19 protein-coding genes and 5 tRNA genes are annotated in these 17,116 nt (G+C 41.2%); 5 read left to right on the top strand and 19 right to left on the bottom strand.

All coding sequences use genetic code 11. The features are described from left to right. From LI164_RS14735 to rpmG, 7 genes are all read right to left on the bottom strand, one after another. A partial coding sequence (locus LI164_RS14735; RefSeq protein ID WP_227087331.1) for an IS607 family transposase occupies positions 1–476 on the bottom strand: 476 nt, incomplete at its 3' end. Positions 477–789: 313 nt separating this feature from the next. After that, positions 790–981, bottom strand: coding sequence for a hypothetical protein (locus LI164_RS14730; RefSeq protein WP_227087330.1), 192 nt, complete (start codon positions 979–981; stop codon positions 790–792). A 64-nt stretch (positions 982–1,045) separates the two neighbouring features. Next, positions 1,046–1,738, bottom strand: a complete 693-nt coding sequence (gene rplA, locus LI164_RS14725) for a 50S ribosomal protein L1 (RefSeq protein ID WP_040015388.1) — start codon at positions 1,736–1,738, stop codon at positions 1,046–1,048. 147 nt (positions 1,739–1,885) lie between these two features. Further along, on the bottom strand, positions 1,886–2,311 hold the full coding sequence (rplK, locus tag LI164_RS14720) for a 50S ribosomal protein L11 (RefSeq protein ID WP_005338556.1): 426 nt from the start codon (positions 2,309–2,311) through the stop codon (positions 1,886–1,888). A 62-nt stretch (positions 2,312–2,373) separates the two neighbouring features. Further along, positions 2,374–2,889 carry a transcription termination/antitermination protein NusG gene (nusG, locus tag LI164_RS14715; protein WP_005332091.1) on the bottom strand — a complete coding sequence of 172 codons (516 nt, stop codon included), beginning with the start codon at positions 2,887–2,889 and terminating at the stop codon, positions 2,374–2,376. A 27-nt stretch (positions 2,890–2,916) separates the two neighbouring features. After that, positions 2,917–3,123 (bottom strand): preprotein translocase subunit SecE, encoded by a 207-nt coding sequence (gene secE, locus LI164_RS14710; RefSeq protein ID WP_005332090.1) that lies wholly within the window; start codon positions 3,121–3,123, stop codon positions 2,917–2,919. Between the two features lie 21 nt (positions 3,124–3,144). Further along, positions 3,145–3,294: a 50S ribosomal protein L33 gene (gene rpmG, locus LI164_RS14705; protein WP_005332089.1), complete on the bottom strand. Its 150-nt coding sequence runs from the start codon at positions 3,292–3,294 to the stop codon at positions 3,145–3,147. 395 nt (positions 3,295–3,689) lie between these two features. On the opposite strand from rpmG, the gene LI164_RS14700 reads away from it, so the two are divergent. Both LI164_RS14700 and LI164_RS14695 read left to right on the top strand, forming a co-directional pair. Next, the gene (locus tag LI164_RS14700; RefSeq protein ID WP_147567219.1) at positions 3,690–3,971 is read left to right on the top strand and encodes a type II toxin-antitoxin system RelB/DinJ family antitoxin; all 282 of its coding nucleotides are present in this window, start codon (positions 3,690–3,692) and stop codon (positions 3,969–3,971) included. Beyond that, a complete protein-coding gene (locus LI164_RS14695; protein WP_227087329.1) occupies positions 3,968–4,252 on the top strand; it encodes a type II toxin-antitoxin system YafQ family toxin in 285 nt (94 codons plus the stop codon). The genes LI164_RS14700 and LI164_RS14695 overlap by 4 nt, the downstream gene beginning before the upstream one ends. Before the next feature lie 134 nt (positions 4,253–4,386). On the opposite strand, the gene LI164_RS14690 is transcribed toward LI164_RS14695, so the two are convergent. The 4 genes from LI164_RS14690 to LI164_RS14675 all read right to left on the bottom strand — a co-directional run bounded on the left by LI164_RS14690 (position 4,387) and on the right by LI164_RS14675 (position 9,471). Continuing rightward, complete coding sequence (locus LI164_RS14690) at positions 4,387–5,673, bottom strand: aminotransferase class I/II-fold pyridoxal phosphate-dependent enzyme (protein WP_117657470.1); 1,287 nt, start codon at positions 5,671–5,673, stop codon at positions 4,387–4,389. Positions 5,674–6,061: 388 nt separating this feature from the next. Next, positions 6,062–7,567: a hypothetical protein gene (locus LI164_RS14685; RefSeq protein ID WP_227087328.1), complete on the bottom strand. Its 1,506-nt coding sequence runs from the start codon at positions 7,565–7,567 to the stop codon at positions 6,062–6,064. A gap of 20 nt (positions 7,568–7,587) precedes the next feature. After that, entirely contained in the window at positions 7,588–8,082 is a 495-nt protein-coding gene (locus LI164_RS14680) for a hypothetical protein (RefSeq protein WP_117657468.1), read from the bottom strand. Positions 8,083–8,085: 3 nt separating this feature from the next. Further along, a complete protein-coding gene (locus LI164_RS14675; protein ID WP_117657467.1) occupies positions 8,086–9,471 on the bottom strand; it encodes a dicarboxylate/amino acid:cation symporter in 1,386 nt (461 codons plus the stop codon). A gap of 327 nt (positions 9,472–9,798) precedes the next feature. On the opposite strand from LI164_RS14675, the gene LI164_RS14670 reads away from it, so the two are divergent. Then, on the top strand, positions 9,799–10,389 hold the full coding sequence (locus tag LI164_RS14670) for a TlpA disulfide reductase family protein (protein ID WP_227087327.1): 591 nt from the start codon (positions 9,799–9,801) through the stop codon (positions 10,387–10,389). 193 nt (positions 10,390–10,582) lie between these two features. After that, positions 10,583–10,852 carry a glutaredoxin domain-containing protein gene (locus LI164_RS14665; protein WP_005338570.1) on the top strand — a complete coding sequence of 90 codons (270 nt, stop codon included), beginning with the start codon at positions 10,583–10,585 and terminating at the stop codon, positions 10,850–10,852. A gap of 501 nt (positions 10,853–11,353) precedes the next feature. Here LI164_RS14665 and LI164_RS14660 read toward each other — a convergent pair. Together LI164_RS14660 and LI164_RS14655 are read right to left on the bottom strand one after the other, a co-directional pair. Next, positions 11,354–12,223 (bottom strand): DMT family transporter, encoded by an 870-nt coding sequence (locus tag LI164_RS14660; RefSeq protein ID WP_227087326.1) that lies wholly within the window; start codon positions 12,221–12,223, stop codon positions 11,354–11,356. Then, positions 12,223–13,206, bottom strand: a complete 984-nt coding sequence (locus LI164_RS14655) for a radical SAM protein (RefSeq protein WP_147567223.1) — start codon at positions 13,204–13,206, stop codon at positions 12,223–12,225. Before LI164_RS14655 ends, LI164_RS14660 begins: the two co-directional genes overlap by 1 nt. Positions 13,207–13,457: 251 nt before the next feature. Here LI164_RS14655 and LI164_RS14650 point away from each other — a divergent pair, with 251 nt between their 5' ends. Beyond that, a complete protein-coding gene (locus tag LI164_RS14650) occupies positions 13,458–14,291 on the top strand; it encodes a hypothetical protein (protein ID WP_227087325.1) in 834 nt (277 codons plus the stop codon). 129 nt (positions 14,292–14,420) lie between these two features. Here the strand turns inward: LI164_RS14650 and LI164_RS14645 are convergent, their stop codons facing one another. The 6 genes from LI164_RS14645 to LI164_RS14620 all read right to left on the bottom strand — a co-directional run bounded on the left by LI164_RS14645 (position 14,421) and on the right by LI164_RS14620 (position 17,018). Then, entirely contained in the window at positions 14,421–16,376 is a 1,956-nt protein-coding gene (locus LI164_RS14645; protein ID WP_227087324.1) for a bifunctional UDP-sugar hydrolase/5'-nucleotidase, read from the bottom strand. A 120-nt stretch (positions 16,377–16,496) separates the two neighbouring features. After that, positions 16,497–16,577, bottom strand: a tRNA-Leu gene (locus LI164_RS14640). A gap of 56 nt (positions 16,578–16,633) precedes the next feature. After that, a tRNA-Lys gene (locus tag LI164_RS14635) sits at positions 16,634–16,706 on the bottom strand. Positions 16,707–16,713: 7 nt separating this feature from the next. After that, positions 16,714–16,785 (bottom strand) — tRNA-Gln (locus LI164_RS14630). A 14-nt stretch (positions 16,786–16,799) separates the two neighbouring features. After that, positions 16,800–16,873, bottom strand: a tRNA-His gene (locus tag LI164_RS14625). 71 nt (positions 16,874–16,944) lie between these two features. Further along, a tRNA-Arg gene (locus tag LI164_RS14620) sits at positions 16,945–17,018 on the bottom strand. Positions 17,019–17,116 lie beyond the last annotated feature (98 nt).

Raw genomic sequence — 17,116 nt, 5'->3', positions numbered from 1 at the left:
GTATTATCAATAATCTCAATCTCACAATTATAAAGTGAAGCGATATATTCTATCATCTCAAAACCAAATCGCAATAGCCTGTCTTTATATAAAACAACAACCTTTTCAACTTGATTTTGAGAGATTCGTCTAATCAATTCCTGAAGTCCTTTTTTCTTATAATTAATCCCAGAACCGATATCGCTTATTATCTCAAACGGCTGTCCTTTTGCCAAAAGATATGTCTTAACATTATCAATCTGTCGTTCCAAATCATCTTTTTGTTTATGGCTGGAAACGCGACAATATCCAATTGTAATGCGATTTTTAGGCTTTACATTTATTACCTGGTTGAGTTGCTCATCAGAATAATATCTATAGCCACTTACTGTAGTATGATGCGGATGAAGTTTTCCATTTGCATCCCAATTTCGTAATGTCTGAGCAGATACGCCTATAATTTTTGAAAATTCGTGTATAGAATAATATTTACTCAAAGTATCAACTCCTTTCAATAATGTTCTAGTCTAATATCTTATAAAACTCAATATCTACTTATATGATTTTATAATTTATCTTTAACTTTTAATGACCCTCCTTTCTTTCGACCGGAGGGTGTCTTATCCCTCCTCAAAAGAAGGGCAGCCGCCTGGCTTTGGTTTCCCTAGATAAATTTTATCACGCGCAATATTCTTTTTCAATGTATTTTATTTTTTTATGTATAGCAAAATGTAGAGCTGTCTTTATCTCCGGCAGCCCCGCATTTTCTCTCAGTTTATCAAATATTATCGAAATTCATTATCTCGTATATTACGATTCAAATGATGTAATTCGTCCACTCAGATAATATAATAGCGTCATTACATCTTCCAATGTAATTTTTCCATCATTTCTTGCAACATCACCGTTTGCAAGTGCACCTTCTGACAATTCATCTGTCGATACCTTTCCAGACATTACTTCTAATTTTGTGTCTATTTTTTTGGTTATTTTTTCACACAAAAAAACTCCCCAGAAAGATTTCTCTTTCTGGGGAGTCCATATTTCTGTATGAATTCAGAAATGCTTATGCCAGCTTCATTGGGTTGATCTTTACACCAGGTCCCATTGTAGATGTAAGAGTTACAGTCTTAAGGTACTGTCCTTTTAATGCTGCCGGTTTAGCTTTATTGATTGCATCGATCAGCGTCTGGAAGTTGTCTGCAAGCTGCTCTTCGGTAAAGGAAGCTTTACCTACTGGTACATGGATAATGTTTGTCTTGTCGAGTCTGTACTCAATCTTACCAGCTTTGATATCCTGGATTGCTTTTGTAACGTCCATTGTTACTGTACCAGCCTTCGGGTTAGGCATGAGACCTTTAGGTCCAAGTACACGTCCGAGACGTCCAACAACACCCATCATATCTGGTGTAGCTACAACTACGTCGAATTCGAACCAGTTCTCGTTCTGAATCTTTGGAATGAGCTCGTCTCCGCCTACGAAATCTGCTCCAGCAGCTTTAGCTTCCTCAGCTTTAGCGTCTTTAGCAAATACAAGGATACGAACCTTTTTACCTGTTCCGTGTGGCAGTACAACTGCTCCACGAATCTGCTGGTCAGCGTGACGTCCGTCACAACCTGTTCTGATATGAGCCTCGATTGTCTCATCAAATTTTGCTACTGCAGTTTTTTTAACCAATGCTACTGCGTCTGCTACATCATAGAGTGTTCCTCTGTCGATAGCTTTTGCAGCCTCAACGTATTTCTTTCCTCTTTTCATTATAAATAACCTCCTAGTGGTAATGTCGGGATAACCCTCCCACATCCATTTACTTCAGTTTCATCATTATCAAGGAAATTCTTTTCGTCAGGTTCGTCCGCGCGCACACCGCGCTTGGCCTCGCCCGTCTTAAAGAACAACCAGGGACTAGTCTACTACAGTTACTCCCATAGAACGGCATGTTCCAGCGATCATGCTGGCAGCTGCCTCTACAGTTGCTGCGTTCAGGTCTGGCATCTTTGTCTTAGCGATCTCCTCTACCTGAGCTTTTGTGATTGTAGCAACTTTATTCTTATTCGGAACACCAGATCCTGATTTGATGTTGCATGCTTTCTTGATCAGAACTGCTGCCGGTGGTGTCTTTGTGATGAAGCTAAAGCTTCTATCGTTGTAAACTGTGATAACTACAGGGATGATCATATCTCCCTGATCTGCTGTCTTAGCGTTGAACTGCTTTGTGAATTCAACGATGTTTACACCGTGCTGTCCAAGAGCTGGTCCAACCGGTGGTGCCGGAGTTGCTTTGCCGGCAGGAATCTGTAATTTAATATAACCTTCTACTTTTTTTGCCATTTCAATTACCTCCTTGTGGTAATGGCGGAACCATACGGCCCCTCCCACGTTTCGTATTTACGTTACACTCGTTTAATTTCTGCGAAACTAATTTCAACCGGTGTTTCGCGACCGAACAGCTCAACATTGATCGTTACACTCTGCTTCTGCGCGTTCATAGCCTGGATCACTCCGACTGTATCTGCCCACGCACCGGCAACAACCTGTACGGTGTCACCGACTTCAAAGTCTACTACGATGTTGTCCTGCTGAATTCCAAGTGGTGCCATCTCTGCATCTGTAAGCGGTACCGGCTTAGATCCCGGACCTACAAATCCTGTCACACCTCTTGTGTTACGCACAACATACCAGGTATCATCATTCATAATCATATGAATCAATACATATCCCGGAAACATCTTCTTCTGAGATACCTTCTGCACTCCGTTCTTAAGTTCAACAACGTCCTGCAACGGAACTCTGACTTCAAGGATCTGATCCTCCAGATGTCTGTTCTCAACCGACTTATCAATGTTGGCTTTTACTTTGTTCTCATACCCGGAATAGGTATGAACTACGTACCATTTTGCTTCTGACATAAACTCACCTTTCCTGCTCGTTAGTGTCTAGCCCAGATTGACCAGAATGTCAATTCCGTGCTGAGCCAGGAAATCAACTAATGCGATGATTGCTCCCAGCACTACGGATACGGAAACTACTGCCGCCGTCTCTTTTACAAGTGTCTGCTTGTCTGGCCAAATGATTTTCTTAAACTCTGCGTTAAGACCTTTGAACCAGTTCTTCTTCTGAGTCTTTTGAGATTTCTCACTCATGACGTACACACTCCTTTACGACTATTTTGTCTCCTTGTGCAATGTGTGTGACTTACAGAACTTACAGTACTTCTTAGTCTCCATGCGCTCAGGATGAGTTTTCTTATCCTTAGTCATGTTGTAGTTACGCTGCTTGCATTCTGTACATTCTAATGTGATTCTTGTACGCACAACTTCCACCTCGCTTCATATTTCTTTGTTAATTTGTTGCTTGGTAGCTTGCGAGGCTACCTAATTTTTAGGCATAAAAAAAAGACCTACTTCCATTCGCTAGGATAGTGTACCATACCAGAGAATAAAATGCAAGGATTTTTTTCAGATTACGCCAAGTCAGATCCCACCAATATGCATTAGCTTTCTTCCATTATATAGGAATCCTTTTATAACTTGAATATCCTATTTTTTATTTACGAACCAGCAACCAGACTTTCAAATCGCCTCTCACGAATTTCATTTACCCTCATTTACCCTCATTCATTATTTAGAACTGGATATTTTCGTGCATTGTATTGATATTTTCGTGCATTTCGCATATAATATATTTATCAAATGAAAGGAGTGATATCATGGCTAAATCATCAACCTGTAATATCAGTATACGCATGGACAGCAATCTTAAAGCTGCGGCAGAAGCTCTTTATGAAGAACTTGGTATGAATCTGAGCACTGCGTTTAATATTTTTGTACGTCAGTCTTTACGTGAAAGAGGGATTCCTTTCAAAATTACCGAAGGAACTCCAAGCAAAGGAACCGTCTCGGCTATGCTTGAGGCAGAAAGGATTGCAAAAGATCCTACTGTCAAAGGTTATCACGATGTAGATGAATTTTTTGCAAATCTTGATTCATGACAAAATACGAAATCAAAAACACTCCCCAATTCAAAAAAGATTATAAACTTGCCAAGCGACGCGGTTTAGATATTAATCTTTTAAAAGGCATCATTACAAAGTTAGCGAATGGCGAAGTCTTAGCCCCTAAGCACAAAGATCACCCTCTATCTGGCGACTGGGTTGGACATCGAGAATGTCATATCCAACCAGACTGGCTTCTTGTTTATCCCTATGACAATGATGTCCTTGTGCTTACACTGTCACGCACCAGTACTCATAGTGATTTATTCGGCTTATAATTTTTTGCCTCCATTTTTCACAGCATAATACATGTTTGTATTAAAAAACCCTGCAAGCTTATTCCAATCTTACAGGGATTTTTGTTTCTTCTTATTTCAATAATGTCCGGGTACTAAAGCCCACAATTCAGATCTTATTTTGCTCCAAGCAGTTTCTCTACACTGACAAGTTTTACACTGAGTACGAAGATTTCTGCTGCCTGTGCAAGTTCCTCAACTGTCGGGAAGGACGGTGCAATACGGATATTGCTGTCTTTTGGATCCTTTCCGTATGGGAATGTTGCTCCGGCACCTGTCATGATCAGACCAGCTTCTTTTGCTTTTGCCACAATTGCCTTTGCGCAGCCATCCATTGAATCGAAAGAAATAAAATATCCGCCGAGTGGCTTTGTCCATGTTCCGATTCCAAGTCCGCCAATTTCTTTCTCCAAAACATCTTCAACCTTTTCGAATTTCGGGCGAAGGATAGCAGCATGTTTTCTCATATGCTCATACATTCCCGGCATATCTTTAAAGAATCTTACATGACGGAGCTGGTTGAGCTTGTCATGTCCGATTGTCTGGAACTTCATAAAGCTCTTCGCATCTTCGATATTCGCTCTGGATGCAGCAAGTGCTGCAATTCCGGATCCAGGGAAAGAAACCTTGGATGTGGAAATAAATTTGAATACCATATCCGGATTGCCTGCTTTGACACATTCATTTAACAGTTCAAGGATAACGTCTCTCTTGTCATCATAAAGATGATGGATTGAATATGCATTATCCCAGAAGATACGGAAGTCTTTTGCTGCCGGTTTCAAGTGTGCAAATCTTCTGACTGTCTCATCAGAGTAAGATACTCCTGTTGGGTTAGAATACTTCGGCACACACCAGATTCCTTTGATTGCAGGATCTTCTGCCACCAATTTCTCTACCATATCCATATCCGGACCTGTCGGAAGAAGCGGTACATTGATCATTTCAATTCCAAAATACTCTGTAATCGCAAAATGTCTGTCGTATCCCGGAACCGGACATAAGAATTTTACTTTATCTAATTTGCACCATGGTGTGTTTCCCATGATACCATGAGTCATAGCTCTTGATACTGTATCGAACATTACATTCAGGCTGGAGTTTCCGTAGATCAGAATATTTCTCTCTGGTACTTCTGACATATCTGCCAGTAATTTTCTTGCCTCTGTAATTCCATCCAGAACACCGTAGTTACGGCAGTCTACTCCATCAGAGCTTACCAGGTCACTGTCCCCATTCAGCACGTCCATCAGACCATTACTCAGATCCAACTGTGCTTTTGACGGTTTACCACGGGACATATCCAAATGTATTCCTTTTGCTTTCACTTCTTCGAATTGTTTCTCTAACTGGCCTTTTAACTTTTTCAGCTCTTCTTTCGTCAACTTGCTATACGGTTTCATACGGCATTCCTCCTGCTTTTTATGTTATCTTTTTCGCTATATGCTATTTTACCAAAATTTGAAGAAATTACAACATAAACTTGCATTTTCTACTAATTTTATAAAGAAAATGCTTATTTTTTCGTCTCTATATGCATTTCGCCGATATCATTCCGTCATTTACTGCATTCTCGCACTGAGCGTGGCCGCTTACAGCATAATTCTTATTCGCGCGAGTGCGCATCCTGCTGGAGTTTTTTGTATAATAGGAAATGTAAGTTCCTATTGTAATAAGAAGACAGCCATCCTGCGCCTCAACGCAAAACGACTGTCTTCTTAATTTATATCCATTCTTATTATAGGTGTACTCTCAAATCCTCATCTTTAAAACAGACACATTTGCAATATTTTACTCTGCTGCCTCTTCTCCGGCATAAGCTGCAAATACAGACTCGATACTGCTATCGCAGGATTTCTGATTAGCCTCTTTACCAATGTAGAATCTTTTCTCTGAATCCTGCGTATATGTCAGCTCAGCCCATGCTTTGATCGGTGCTGTAAATCCGTCAGCGTCCTTAGCATCTTTGTTGAATGCGAACAGGAATGGCTCCTGGATCAGTGCTGTACCGTCAGACATAGAATGTGCAACTTCAAGGTTTGTAAGTGCACCCTTTACAAGGTCTGTGTACATCAGGTTCACAATTGCATTTTCATCAAGAATATTCATAGACTGCTTGTATCCCCAACGTCCTGTTGTCACATCTCCGTCCACCTGCGGATCATAAAGATATACGCGGACGTTATTCTTTACTGCATAGTCATTCACTCTTGAGATAACGGCACGTGTCTTCTCATCTCCGGCGCCACCGATCATAACCATTGCATTTCCGTCTTCATTCAGAAGCCATTTCAGCTGTCTGTATGTTACCGGATATACATTGATCTGCTGGTCTGCTGAGAAGATTTCGCTTCCATAGCTGTTAAATACATCGCGCAGGTGATCTGTCTTAGAATATTTTGACATCTCGATTCCGTTATCTTTGATGAAATCAAACATCTCTTTTACACTTGCATCGTACTCGTCTGTAATATAATCTCTGATCTGATTTCCATTCTCATCAAGAACCGGATTCCCGTCATCATCAAATCTCTTTGTGTAGATTCCCTTTGAATCACGATCAACCATTTTCTCAAATGCATACATGATTGGGCAGGAAGTGCTTCCGTTTCCAGAATTGCTGTAATCTACTTTGTTATCCTTGTTGTATACAAATACGATTGGCTGCTGAAGTCTTCCAACTGTAACCTCTTTACCATCTGCATTTATATAAGAAAGTGCTGTTGCATGTGTAGATGGATACTCTACCCAGTCATCTAAGTTTGTCAGATATCTGGAAACCATCTCACCATACATATAGTTCAGCTTTGTTCCAGGTGTTGTCTTCTCATTAGACATACGAACGAATAAAGATCCGTCATCACCATTGTTGATGTTAAAGTCATAAGAGTATACTGTATCAATACCGTACTCTTTTGCATATTTGTTGATAAACGGGCTCATTGCACGGCTGTTGTGGCACCATGATCCGCTAAGCTGAATCATGTAGTTTCCTTCACTGCCAAGAATGTCGATAAGTTGATCGTACGTAATATCCTGGAATACGATATCTTTGTCTTCAAATGTATCGATTCCGTCCTGACGATCTTCGTCAGCTCTTGAATGTGCATTAAAATCTCCATATGCATATTCTTTTTCAAAATCATAATCTGTAGAAGAAAGGTCTGTCTGGCTCTCAAGCTTATCAGCCTTGTCAGCTTTGTTTTCTGTTGTTGCCTGGCTGCTTCCACATCCTGTTATCATTCCGACTGTCATTACCGCAGCAAGAACAGCCGAGATCATTTTTCTTTTCATCATTAAATCTCCTCTCTGTCTTCCTAGCACATCGGAACGGATACTTCTTCATCAGATCCGCCTGATCCGCCTGTTGAAGTATATTCTTTTTCCAGTTCTGTGAGGTCTGCGTAGTTTGGCACCATACTTGTCTGGTCAGCACTCAGATAGCTGTCTACGACTTCGCGTGCCTCTGTTACAAATTTCTTAATATCATCAGAAGTATATCCTTCCGGTACTTTTCTTGCATCTGCAACACTGGCAGCTTTGATTGCCAGACGTGCATACTCAATTTTAGCAGCATCGAAATTTTTCATATCTTCTTTATTCACTTTTTCCTGCAGGTCCAGGTTTTTGTCGAGTGCATTGTAGTACTCCACTGCACGGTCGATCTTTGCCTTGCAATCTTCGGAGTAAGTAACCTCTCCAATTTCTTCAATAGCTTCGTTCGTTCTTGTAACAGAAGCTTTTGCTGAGAATGCTGAGAGGCCAAGACATACAACTGCAGCTATGATTAATGCGATGGTTGATTTTTTCATGATTTATGCCTCTCCTTTCTCTAATTTCTCGTCCTCTTTTGCAAATACTTCGTCATTCAGAAGTCCGTTCTGACGAGCTACAACTGCTGCACATACGCTGGCATCTGTAACATTTGTAAGAGTACGTACCATGTCTGTAATGTTGTTGATCGGAATCAAAAGTACAACTGCTGCGATCGGCAGATTCACTGCGCTGAACAGAGATACTGCTGTGATAACTCCAACTCCCGGCATTCCGGCGCTTCCAAGGGAAAGTACCAGACACATAAAGCACATAACAAGGTACTGGCTTACTCCCCAGCTCTGTCCTGTTGCGTTAAGGTAGAACATTGCAAGAAGAATCGGCCATACACATGTACATCCTGCCATACCGATTGTTGTTCCAAGAGGCGCTGTAAAGTTTGCGACCTCCTCATCAACACCAACTTTACGGATCAGTCTGTCGATTGTGATTGGCATTGTTCCAACACTACTTGTTGTTGTAAATGCTGTTGCCTGTGCGTCAAATGTCTTCTTAAAGAACTTCAGCGGATTAACCTTGGCAAATGATTTCAAGATTACCGCATTGACAACATATGATTGAATAAGGCATGCAACAAATACCATCACAACAAGAAGTACAAGCTGTACCAGCGCCTCTTTGTCGCTTAAGAGCTGACTTGCAGAACATGCTGTCAGGCAAAGCACTGCGTATGGTGTAAGATCAATTACATATGCAAGAATGTTGAAAATGACCTTCTTAACTGCCTCGATCAGTTTCTTGATCACAAGGACTTTATCTTCTCCCTCTTCTGAAGAAATGCTTACATAAGCAACTGCAACCGCAACCGCAATAATAATGATTGCTACGATATTATCTGCTGCAAGATCTGCTGCGATATTGCTTGGAACCAGATTCAGAAGAATGGTATCAAAAGATGTTTCCATCTCCTGATAAGCGCTCAGTGTAGCGTCTGTGACACTGGAAATGTCTGCAAACACTGCTCCTGCTCCTTTACCAATATTAGTCACTGCCCCAACAACAAGTGTGACAACAATGGCTGTTACAGATGTTATAAGAAGCCAGAATACTGATTTCGTTCCGATTTTTTTCATCTTCTCTTTATCGTTCAGAGAAATCAGTCCTGAAATAACCGATACTAAAATTACCGGTGCTACCAAAGCTTTGATCAGTTTTACATAAGCCTGTCCAATTAAATTCAGCCACACAAGGTATGTGTTCCCCTCTGAAGCAAATACTACCCCAATGACAGCACCAATGACCATACTGATCAGAATTACAACTGTCCAGTTCACTCTGTACGCGATCCAGTTCAGTGCTTTAAAAGAAAGCAGAGCGATCATAAGTACAAGAAGAGCTATCCAGTTTACACTTAAAAGTGCATCCATTTTGAAAAACCTCCTTTTTCTTCTCCTTTAGATTAGAAATACTTATAGTTACTGATAAGGAATTCTATTTCCTTATAAAAATGTATGTCCCCGCCTTCCATCTGTCATATTGTTTCAGGCAGTCACATATAAATCCCGAATAATCATACATCTGATGTTCTTCATTTGTCCAATAAAGATTTTTGATAAAAGCGTCTCTATATATTCTTTTTTTCAATAAAGCTTTCCCTTTGTATGTCTTGTATATTTCGGTGAAAGTGTTGTATACTTCATTTGTACGAAACTACAATATATTTTCAGCAAAATCACAGGAGGCAGACACGAAACATGTTTAAATTTTTCAAAAAAATTTATAAACCACTGTTCTGTTTTTGTCTGTGTTTTTTCTCTGTCTTTGTCCTGATTGGCTGCTTAGGCGGTCAGACCAATGATACATCTTCCGGAAAGAAAAGCGGGAAACGAAGTTCTGCTCTTCACCAAGAGATGGCAATTGGAAGTGAAGCACCGGATTTTACCGCCAAGTTGAATAACGGCGAAGCTTTTACCCTCTCCGATAAGAAAGGACAAGTCATTCTTTTGAACTTCTGGGCAACCTGGTGCAGCAACTGCGTCAAGGAAATGCCCGCCATCGAGAAGCTTTATGAAGAATATGGTGACCAGATTGTAATTGTCGGAGTAAATGTAAGCGAAGATGAAGATACTATTGATACATTTATCGAGGCAAAGAATTATTCATTTCCGGTTGCCTGCGACACCGAAAGCAATATCAGTAATCTTTATCCGAGTGCCGGTATCCCTTATACAGTTATAGTAGGAAAAGACGGACTTGTTACCGAGACATTTCTCGGAGCAAAAGATGCGGACAGCCAGTACACGAAGCTGCGCCGTGCTTTACAGGAAGCTTACGAAGCAAACTAATTCACGACAGACTCCAGATTCACAAGCAATTTAGATAGTCTGGCTCAAGTCCGATGAATCTAAAGCCGGTTTAAACACACATGAATTCAGACCGCACAAAGCCGCACAAAGCAAGCAGTACACTTAGCACTTTATTATTTTGCAAACACGTATAACAGACAGGAAAATTTTTTTAAAAAGAAAGGAGTTACACATGAAAGTTGTAATGTATGGAACAAAAGCATGCCCGGACTGCGTCGAGGCAGAAGAAATTTTAAAAGAGAAAGGAATCCAGTATCTGTATATGGAATTTTCCGACAATATCGGATATCTGAAACGTTTCCTCACACTCCGCGACACAAACCCGATCTTTGATGAAGTAAAGGAAAACCACTGGGTCGGCGTTCCTTGCTTCCAGTTCCAGGACGGAAGCCTGTCACTGGACATCGACGAAGTCGTAAAACGGGCAGAGGAAGAAGTTTAAATCAAGTCGAACTGCTGATGACTTCGTTCTCTGCACTGATATCATCAATTTTAGATACGAAAAAAGCGTGCCTGGCGACAGCACGCTTTTACAAAATGTATCAATGTCAATATCGATGTGAGGTCGATAGTAACACCTGTATTTATGCAGGAGAATTCCCCTGTTCTCAAAATAGTGGCAATATGATACTACCTGTGTGGCCACTATTAAGCCTACCTCTGATAAGATTTTAACATGCTTTTGTTCCTCTCATTCTCCCAGCAAAATTTGTGTATTTGAGCCTGTACACTCAAAACATTTTTAACTCCGGGAATAGTGTAACGTGCAATCTGCTATTTGTCCAATTGATTATTTAAATAGTAATGTCTTTATATATTTTTATTGTCAATAAATCCACATTTTTCCCTTAATATCAAACGCTGCCAACAAAAAAAAGAACGAAAAGCATGCTTATTCTAATACTTTTCGTTCTTTTTTCTCTATCACTATTCAAAAAATCTATCATGACTTAGCGAACGCAGTTGCCGTCACGGATATAAGAATCAGTATACAGCCTGCCATCGACGAAAGACTTGCACTCTCATGCAGGACTAAAATCCCCACGATCATACTGGTCACCGGTTCAAATGTACTTAAAATTGCCGCATCCTGGGCTCCCACATACTGTACGCCATACTGAAAAAATCCCACTCCGATAAATGCTGCGCCAAGAGAGAGAACAAATGCCGCGATCCATGCGTTTATATTCATATGAAGTACAAAACTTCCCGATACTTTTCCAATCAAAAATACCATAATGGAGCCAACAATATTCATATAAAATATCATCTTCATAGCAGGGATATCCTGCAGCCCGCCCACTTCCAGATATAATATGTAAAATGCATACGTCATTCCGGATATAAGCGCAAAAACAAATCCCATCGGCTTTGCCTCACCGCCGCTTCCTGCATAGGACAGGAAAATACCGATCATGCACAGACCAACACACACGATTTTCAGCTTAGGCACACGTCTTCGTAGGAAAATCAGACTGCCAAGCAACACAAAAACCGGATATCCAAAATGAATGACCGTCGCCATACCTGACGGCATATAATCGTACGCACTATACAAAAGAAGCGCCGTGATGCCATAGCCAAACACCGTCACACACAAAATCTTTTTTCCTTTCTCCACAGATAGCTCCATCGGAACTTTCCGCACTTTCAGGTAAATGTACAGCGGAATGATTGCCAGGGCAAACCTTAAAAATAATGCTCCCACTATCGTGCTTCCATCCGCGCAGATCACTTTCACAAGCAATGGCATAAAACCAAAGTAGACTGCGGACAGCAATAAATATATGAATCCTTTTACTCTTGTATTCATCAGCTCAGTTTCTTTTCCTTTTCATTATACTGTGCCAGCTTACTGTCATCCATCTCCCACAGCCAACGCCCACCGTCACACATAGACAGATCCGGGCAGTCACCTCTTACATAGGCATAAATCGGCGGCTCGTCTTTATATTTTTCAATTGCCTCTGTCAGCTTCTCGATCATACGTGGTGCATCTTTCGGAACTTTCCCTTTCACACGAAGTTCCAGGAAGTCATTAAATCCATCATAAAGCATTTGATGTCCGTCCGGTCCTTCTTTCAGAAGCTCAATCAATGTACGCTCTTCTTCCATATTTTCCACTTCATCTGCCGGAATAAATGCTCCGGATTTGATATCTTCATAAAGTGCAACCTGATTATGAAGAAATAAAGAGAAGTTAACAATACGATCCGGCTGCGTCTTGTTCAGGAACTCTGCCAGAGCGATTGCATTTTCCTGGCCTCTGCCTTTACCGGCAACACCAGACATAACATGTGCATCAAAAATCAATCCGACTTTTTGGATTCTTGCAATCTCTTTATACGCCTGATCCTGGGTATGCTCTTTTCTCATAAACTTCAGCACATCATCCAGACCACTTTCAATCCCCAGATATAAATGTCTCACCTTGCGGTCATATAATTCCTGAAGTTCCTCATCACTTTTCAGCCGGATACTTGTTACAGTCGCATCCATGTTGATCATCTGACAATCTGGAAAATATTTATCGATCAAATCAAGTATCGCACGCAGACGATCCATTTTCAATCCAAATGCATTACCATCTCCAAGAAATATCTTTCTTGGATTTCCTCCCAAATTCTTCACCCTTTGCAGTTCCTCTTCGACCTGCTCAAGCGGCAGCTCACGATATTTTAAATCTCTGAACAGATTACAGAATTTACATTTATTATAAGAGCAGCCGACCATGACCGGCAGCATGTAAGATGCACGTTCCATTGGCGCACGACAAATTCTACCTTCATATTCCATACCATTACCTCCAATTCAACCTACTACTTTTAAATCTGTAAGATTCCACCTTCTTGAGTGCATACATATTGCACTTATCCACAGGCATTCATATTATAACACAATTTTTCCAAAATCAATGCCCTGTCCTCACTCATTTTCCACATTTCTGAAGATTTTCTTACGGTTTCGTGAAGATTGTGTGACATCTCTTGAGTCCCTTTTGCATTCATTATAAAATATGAGTTGCTCACAGGGAGGTATAAGTGATTATGGGAAACAAAAAGAAACAGACAAATGAATTTGATAATTACTTCGATGATGATTTCGAAGTTGTATATGAAGATCTGGAGGATCTTGGGAGCTATTTGAGTGAAGATAGTTCTGATAATAACAACGATTACGACGATTATGACGGTTATGATGGCGACACCGACTATTATGATGATTATGATGATGACGACGATGATTATGATGACGATTATGATGATGATGACTATAACAGCAACGGCAGAGATTCAAAAAAGAAAAAGCGCAACGACAAACAGGATCCGGATTCCAAAAAATCCAAGAAGAAAAAGCGTCGCGGACTGCCCAATGTAGGAAAACCGGTTGCAAATATTGCTAAGACCGGCATTAACGCAACTAAAAAATTAGTCGGAACCATTCTCCGGGCAGCCACACTGATTTTAATCGCTCTCATCATTCTGACATTGTTGAAAGCATTTTTAAGTAACGCCGGTTCTTATGGAAAAATCCTGTTACTCGGACAGACGAAAGATACCACACTAATCGCATACCTGGCTGTCGGAGCTGTGCTGGTCGGTTATGAACTGCTCAACTTCTTCTGGGCTGCCAGCCGCACACGCGCCAGAAGCAGGCACAACAACCGCCTGGATACCGGGCGCGGGCTTTTGTCCTTTGTTATCATTTACGCCGGTTCCTATCTGGCCGCCATGTTCAGTCACCTGATTCCAAGTTCTCCAAGTTGGCTTACCGGTGTACAAGGAGGACTGTCTATTTACGGTGGTCTGAAAACCACACTACTGCCGCTGTGCATTGCAGGAGTAGTAAGCTGTGTGGTCAGGAAAATTATAGTAAGATAAGATAAAATTCAAAAAAGCATATCTTTTATAAACTTCGTTAGTTAAGTAATTATAGAAAAACCACCCAACTCGTCAAAAGTTTAGAGGGTGGTTTTTCTTAGTTTAGTCTATCATTTAAATCTATTTCATTTAATTATTTTTTATCTTCCGCACAATTTTTTTAACCAGCAATATGATCAAAATAATCAGCACAATTACAAGTACAAAAATGCCCGCTATGATAGCCGAAAATTTATTCGGGTGTTTTACAAGATCAATAATATTCCAGCTGTCTTCCACAACCTTGCGGTCGTGTTTTTCATTATAATATTCCGACACATTTGCAATACCATCACCATCTGTATCATCAAAGGACTCCATATATCTGGCAATGGCAGCCCATGCTTTCAGCTCCTGATTGCCTTCCATAATTGCCTGATCTTCCAGGTTTTCGATTGGATTCCCATCTTTGTCCTTCGGCGTAATAGACAGCAGTCCATAAGATGTGTCCATGACAGCACCGAGCATCTGCCCTGTATATAGGTCTGTCACCACATGATACAGCTTGTCATCTTCTATCTCTTCTCTGTTTCCTTCCCCCTGTGCTTTCATCAGATAGCAATCTGTCACTTTATTGAGTATCATGCGATGCGGATTGTATGTAAAGTTAAGACCGCTACAATAAAGTCTGGCAATCGTCATAAAATCTGAGACAGACGCATCAATTTCCGCCACAAGTTTCAATTCTTTTCCTGTCAGATAAGCGCTGATCAGCGGATAACCCGCCAGCCCATCCTTCCCAATTCCAAGTGAAAATGAATTGTAGACCTGTTCGACCGTGACATCCCCTTTTGTATAAGTATCACGTACTGTTCCGCTCGGAACAACCGCCACATCGACCGGATCACCGTCGTAGTACTCGGAATTTTCCACCGCATACACATATGCATCAGACATGATGTCTCCAAGATTCAGCTCCTCATGCTCATTATACATATCGTCCACACTGCTGAATTCAATATCATTTTCCGCAAGAATCTGATCTTTTGTATATCCAAAATGTGACAGATAATTCGTATCAACCGTCTCCATCAGCTCATCAATCCGCTCCTGTGTTGCAGCATCCGCCTTTATCTCATCCGTAACCGGAATCAACTCGTAAGTATCCACGTCCCAGCGTCCATCATCTTTCTGCGTCATAGAAATCGTTCCAAGATTTCTTCCATATTCTCCACAGGAAACAATATAAGTATCTCCGTGCCGAATCGGCTCATCTAATTGTGTATGTGTGTGTCCGCTGATAATCAAATCTATATCCGGCACATTTTTCGCAAGAATCTCGTCTTCAGATTTATCTTCATCTTCCACGGTACCACTATGAGATACGCAGGCAATCATATCCACGTCCTCATTTTTCTTAATCTCTTCCACCGTCTTCTTAGAAGCCTCGATCGGATCTTCAAAAAGCAGTTCGCATGTTGGCGCGCAATCCAGCGAATCTTTACCAAATACACCAAAAACTGCTATTTTGACATCACCTTTCTGTACAATTACATAATCTTTCACACCGTAGTTCTCAAATGCATCTTTAATCTGCTGCTGTCCTTCCGTTAAGCCCGCTTTCTCCATAGCGCTCCAGTCCACATTACAAACGACCAGTGACGGAACATTTTCACCGGAAGCCTTTGCAGTATTCAGCATATTAGCAAGTCCACTGGAACGATAGTCAAACTCATGATTTCCCCAGGTCGTCACATCACATCCAAGATAGCCTAGCATACGAAGCTCTGCCGCCTCTGTCTCATACACCGTCTGGATCAACGTTCCCATAGAAAAATCTCCACCATCCAGATAGAGCGTATCCGGATTTTTTTCTTTCTGCTCGTCAATTAAAGTCTTGAGCCTTGCAAATCCTCCGACCTCTTCTTGTTTTCCATCAACGATCGTAGAAAAACTGTTCAGATGCGAATGCGTATCATGTGTAAATAATACGTCCATATGTTTACCCGTGTCCGCGGCTTTTGCATTCACCCCAAGTGTCGGCAGCATCCCCACGCAAAGAGCAATCGCAAGTACAAATGCGGTTATCTTTTTCGTTCTCTGCATATGTCTCTCCTTTATCAATTCTTTTGTTCTCTACTATTTTTAGTAATCATACTATATTTTTTATAAGCTCGTCAACGCAAAAAACCTCAGAAATTATTATTCTGAGGTTTTGCATAAAAATGCGGATGACAGGACTTGAACCTGCACGTCGGGGACACTAGATCCTAAGTCTAGCGCGTCTGCCAATTCCGCCACATCCGCATAAGAAAATAAAAACGCAATACCTAATTCTCATTAAGTTTGCGTTATATTCACAGTGAGCGTGCGGGGATTCGAACCCCGGACAACTTGATTAAAAGTCAAGTGCTCTACCACCTGAGCTACACGCCCATAAAAACTGGGCTAGTTGGATTCGAACCAACGAATGCAGGAGTCAAAGTCCTGTGCCTTACCGCTTGGCGATAGCCCAATAAAATAAAAAAGGGTGGGTAATGGGACTCGAACCCATGATATCCAGAACCACAATCTGGCGCGCTAACCAACTGCACCATACCCACCATATACACTTATCGAACTATGCTTGTCCAACTTAGTACACTTAGCACTATTCTATTTTCTGTGGTTCTAACGAGCCTGGGGGGATTCGAACCCTCGACCTACGGCTTAGAAGGCCGTTGCTCTATCCAGCTGAGCTACAGACTCAATCTAGCTCTATTAGAACTATCTCTCAAAGCTTTTAGGCTTCAAGAAAGCGGGTGATGGGAATCGAACCCACGTATCCAGCTTGGAAGGCTGGTGTT

This window comes from Dorea sp. 210702-DFI.3.125, from assembly GCF_020560945.1.
In the GTDB taxonomy this organism is placed as follows: Bacteria; Bacillota; Clostridia; order Lachnospirales; family Lachnospiraceae; genus Dorea; species Dorea formicigenerans.
This window is presented reverse-complemented; position numbering and strand designations above follow the sequence as displayed.

Coding starts and splice junctions, on each gene's coding strand:
- LI164_RS14680 (WP_117657468.1), bottom strand. CDS start 8,082: ATGAAAAAATCAACCATCGCATTAATCATAGCTGCAGTTGTATGTCTT.
- LI164_RS14645 (WP_227087324.1), bottom strand. CDS start 16,376: ATGCAGAGAACGAAAAAGATAACCGCATTTGTACTTGCGATTGCTCTT.
- LI164_RS14675 (WP_117657467.1), bottom strand. CDS start 9,471: ATGGATGCACTTTTAAGTGTAAACTGGATAGCTCTTCTTGTACTTATG.
- LI164_RS14660 (WP_227087326.1), bottom strand. CDS start 12,223: ATGAATACAAGAGTAAAAGGATTCATATATTTATTGCTGTCCGCAGTC.
- LI164_RS14665 (WP_005338570.1), top strand. CDS start 10,583: ATGAAAGTTGTAATGTATGGAACAAAAGCATGCCCGGACTGCGTCGAG.
- LI164_RS14650 (WP_227087325.1), top strand. CDS start 13,458: ATGGGAAACAAAAAGAAACAGACAAATGAATTTGATAATTACTTCGAT.
- LI164_RS14655 (WP_147567223.1), bottom strand. CDS start 13,206: ATGGAATATGAAGGTAGAATTTGTCGTGCGCCAATGGAACGTGCATCT.
- nusG (WP_005332091.1), bottom strand. CDS start 2,889: ATGTCAGAAGCAAAATGGTACGTAGTTCATACCTATTCCGGGTATGAG.
- LI164_RS14670 (WP_227087327.1), top strand. CDS start 9,799: ATGTTTAAATTTTTCAAAAAAATTTATAAACCACTGTTCTGTTTTTGT.
- rplK (WP_005338556.1), bottom strand. CDS start 2,311: ATGGCAAAAAAAGTAGAAGGTTATATTAAATTACAGATTCCTGCCGGC.
- rplA (WP_040015388.1), bottom strand. CDS start 1,738: ATGAAAAGAGGAAAGAAATACGTTGAGGCTGCAAAAGCTATCGACAGA.
- LI164_RS14695 (WP_227087329.1), top strand. CDS start 3,968: ATGACAAAATACGAAATCAAAAACACTCCCCAATTCAAAAAAGATTAT.
- LI164_RS14690 (WP_117657470.1), bottom strand. CDS start 5,673: ATGAAACCGTATAGCAAGTTGACGAAAGAAGAGCTGAAAAAGTTAAAA.
- LI164_RS14700 (WP_147567219.1), top strand. CDS start 3,690: ATGGCTAAATCATCAACCTGTAATATCAGTATACGCATGGACAGCAAT.
- secE (WP_005332090.1), bottom strand. CDS start 3,123: ATGAGTGAGAAATCTCAAAAGACTCAGAAGAAGAACTGGTTCAAAGGT.
- LI164_RS14685 (WP_227087328.1), bottom strand. CDS start 7,567: ATGATGAAAAGAAAAATGATCTCGGCTGTTCTTGCTGCGGTAATGACA.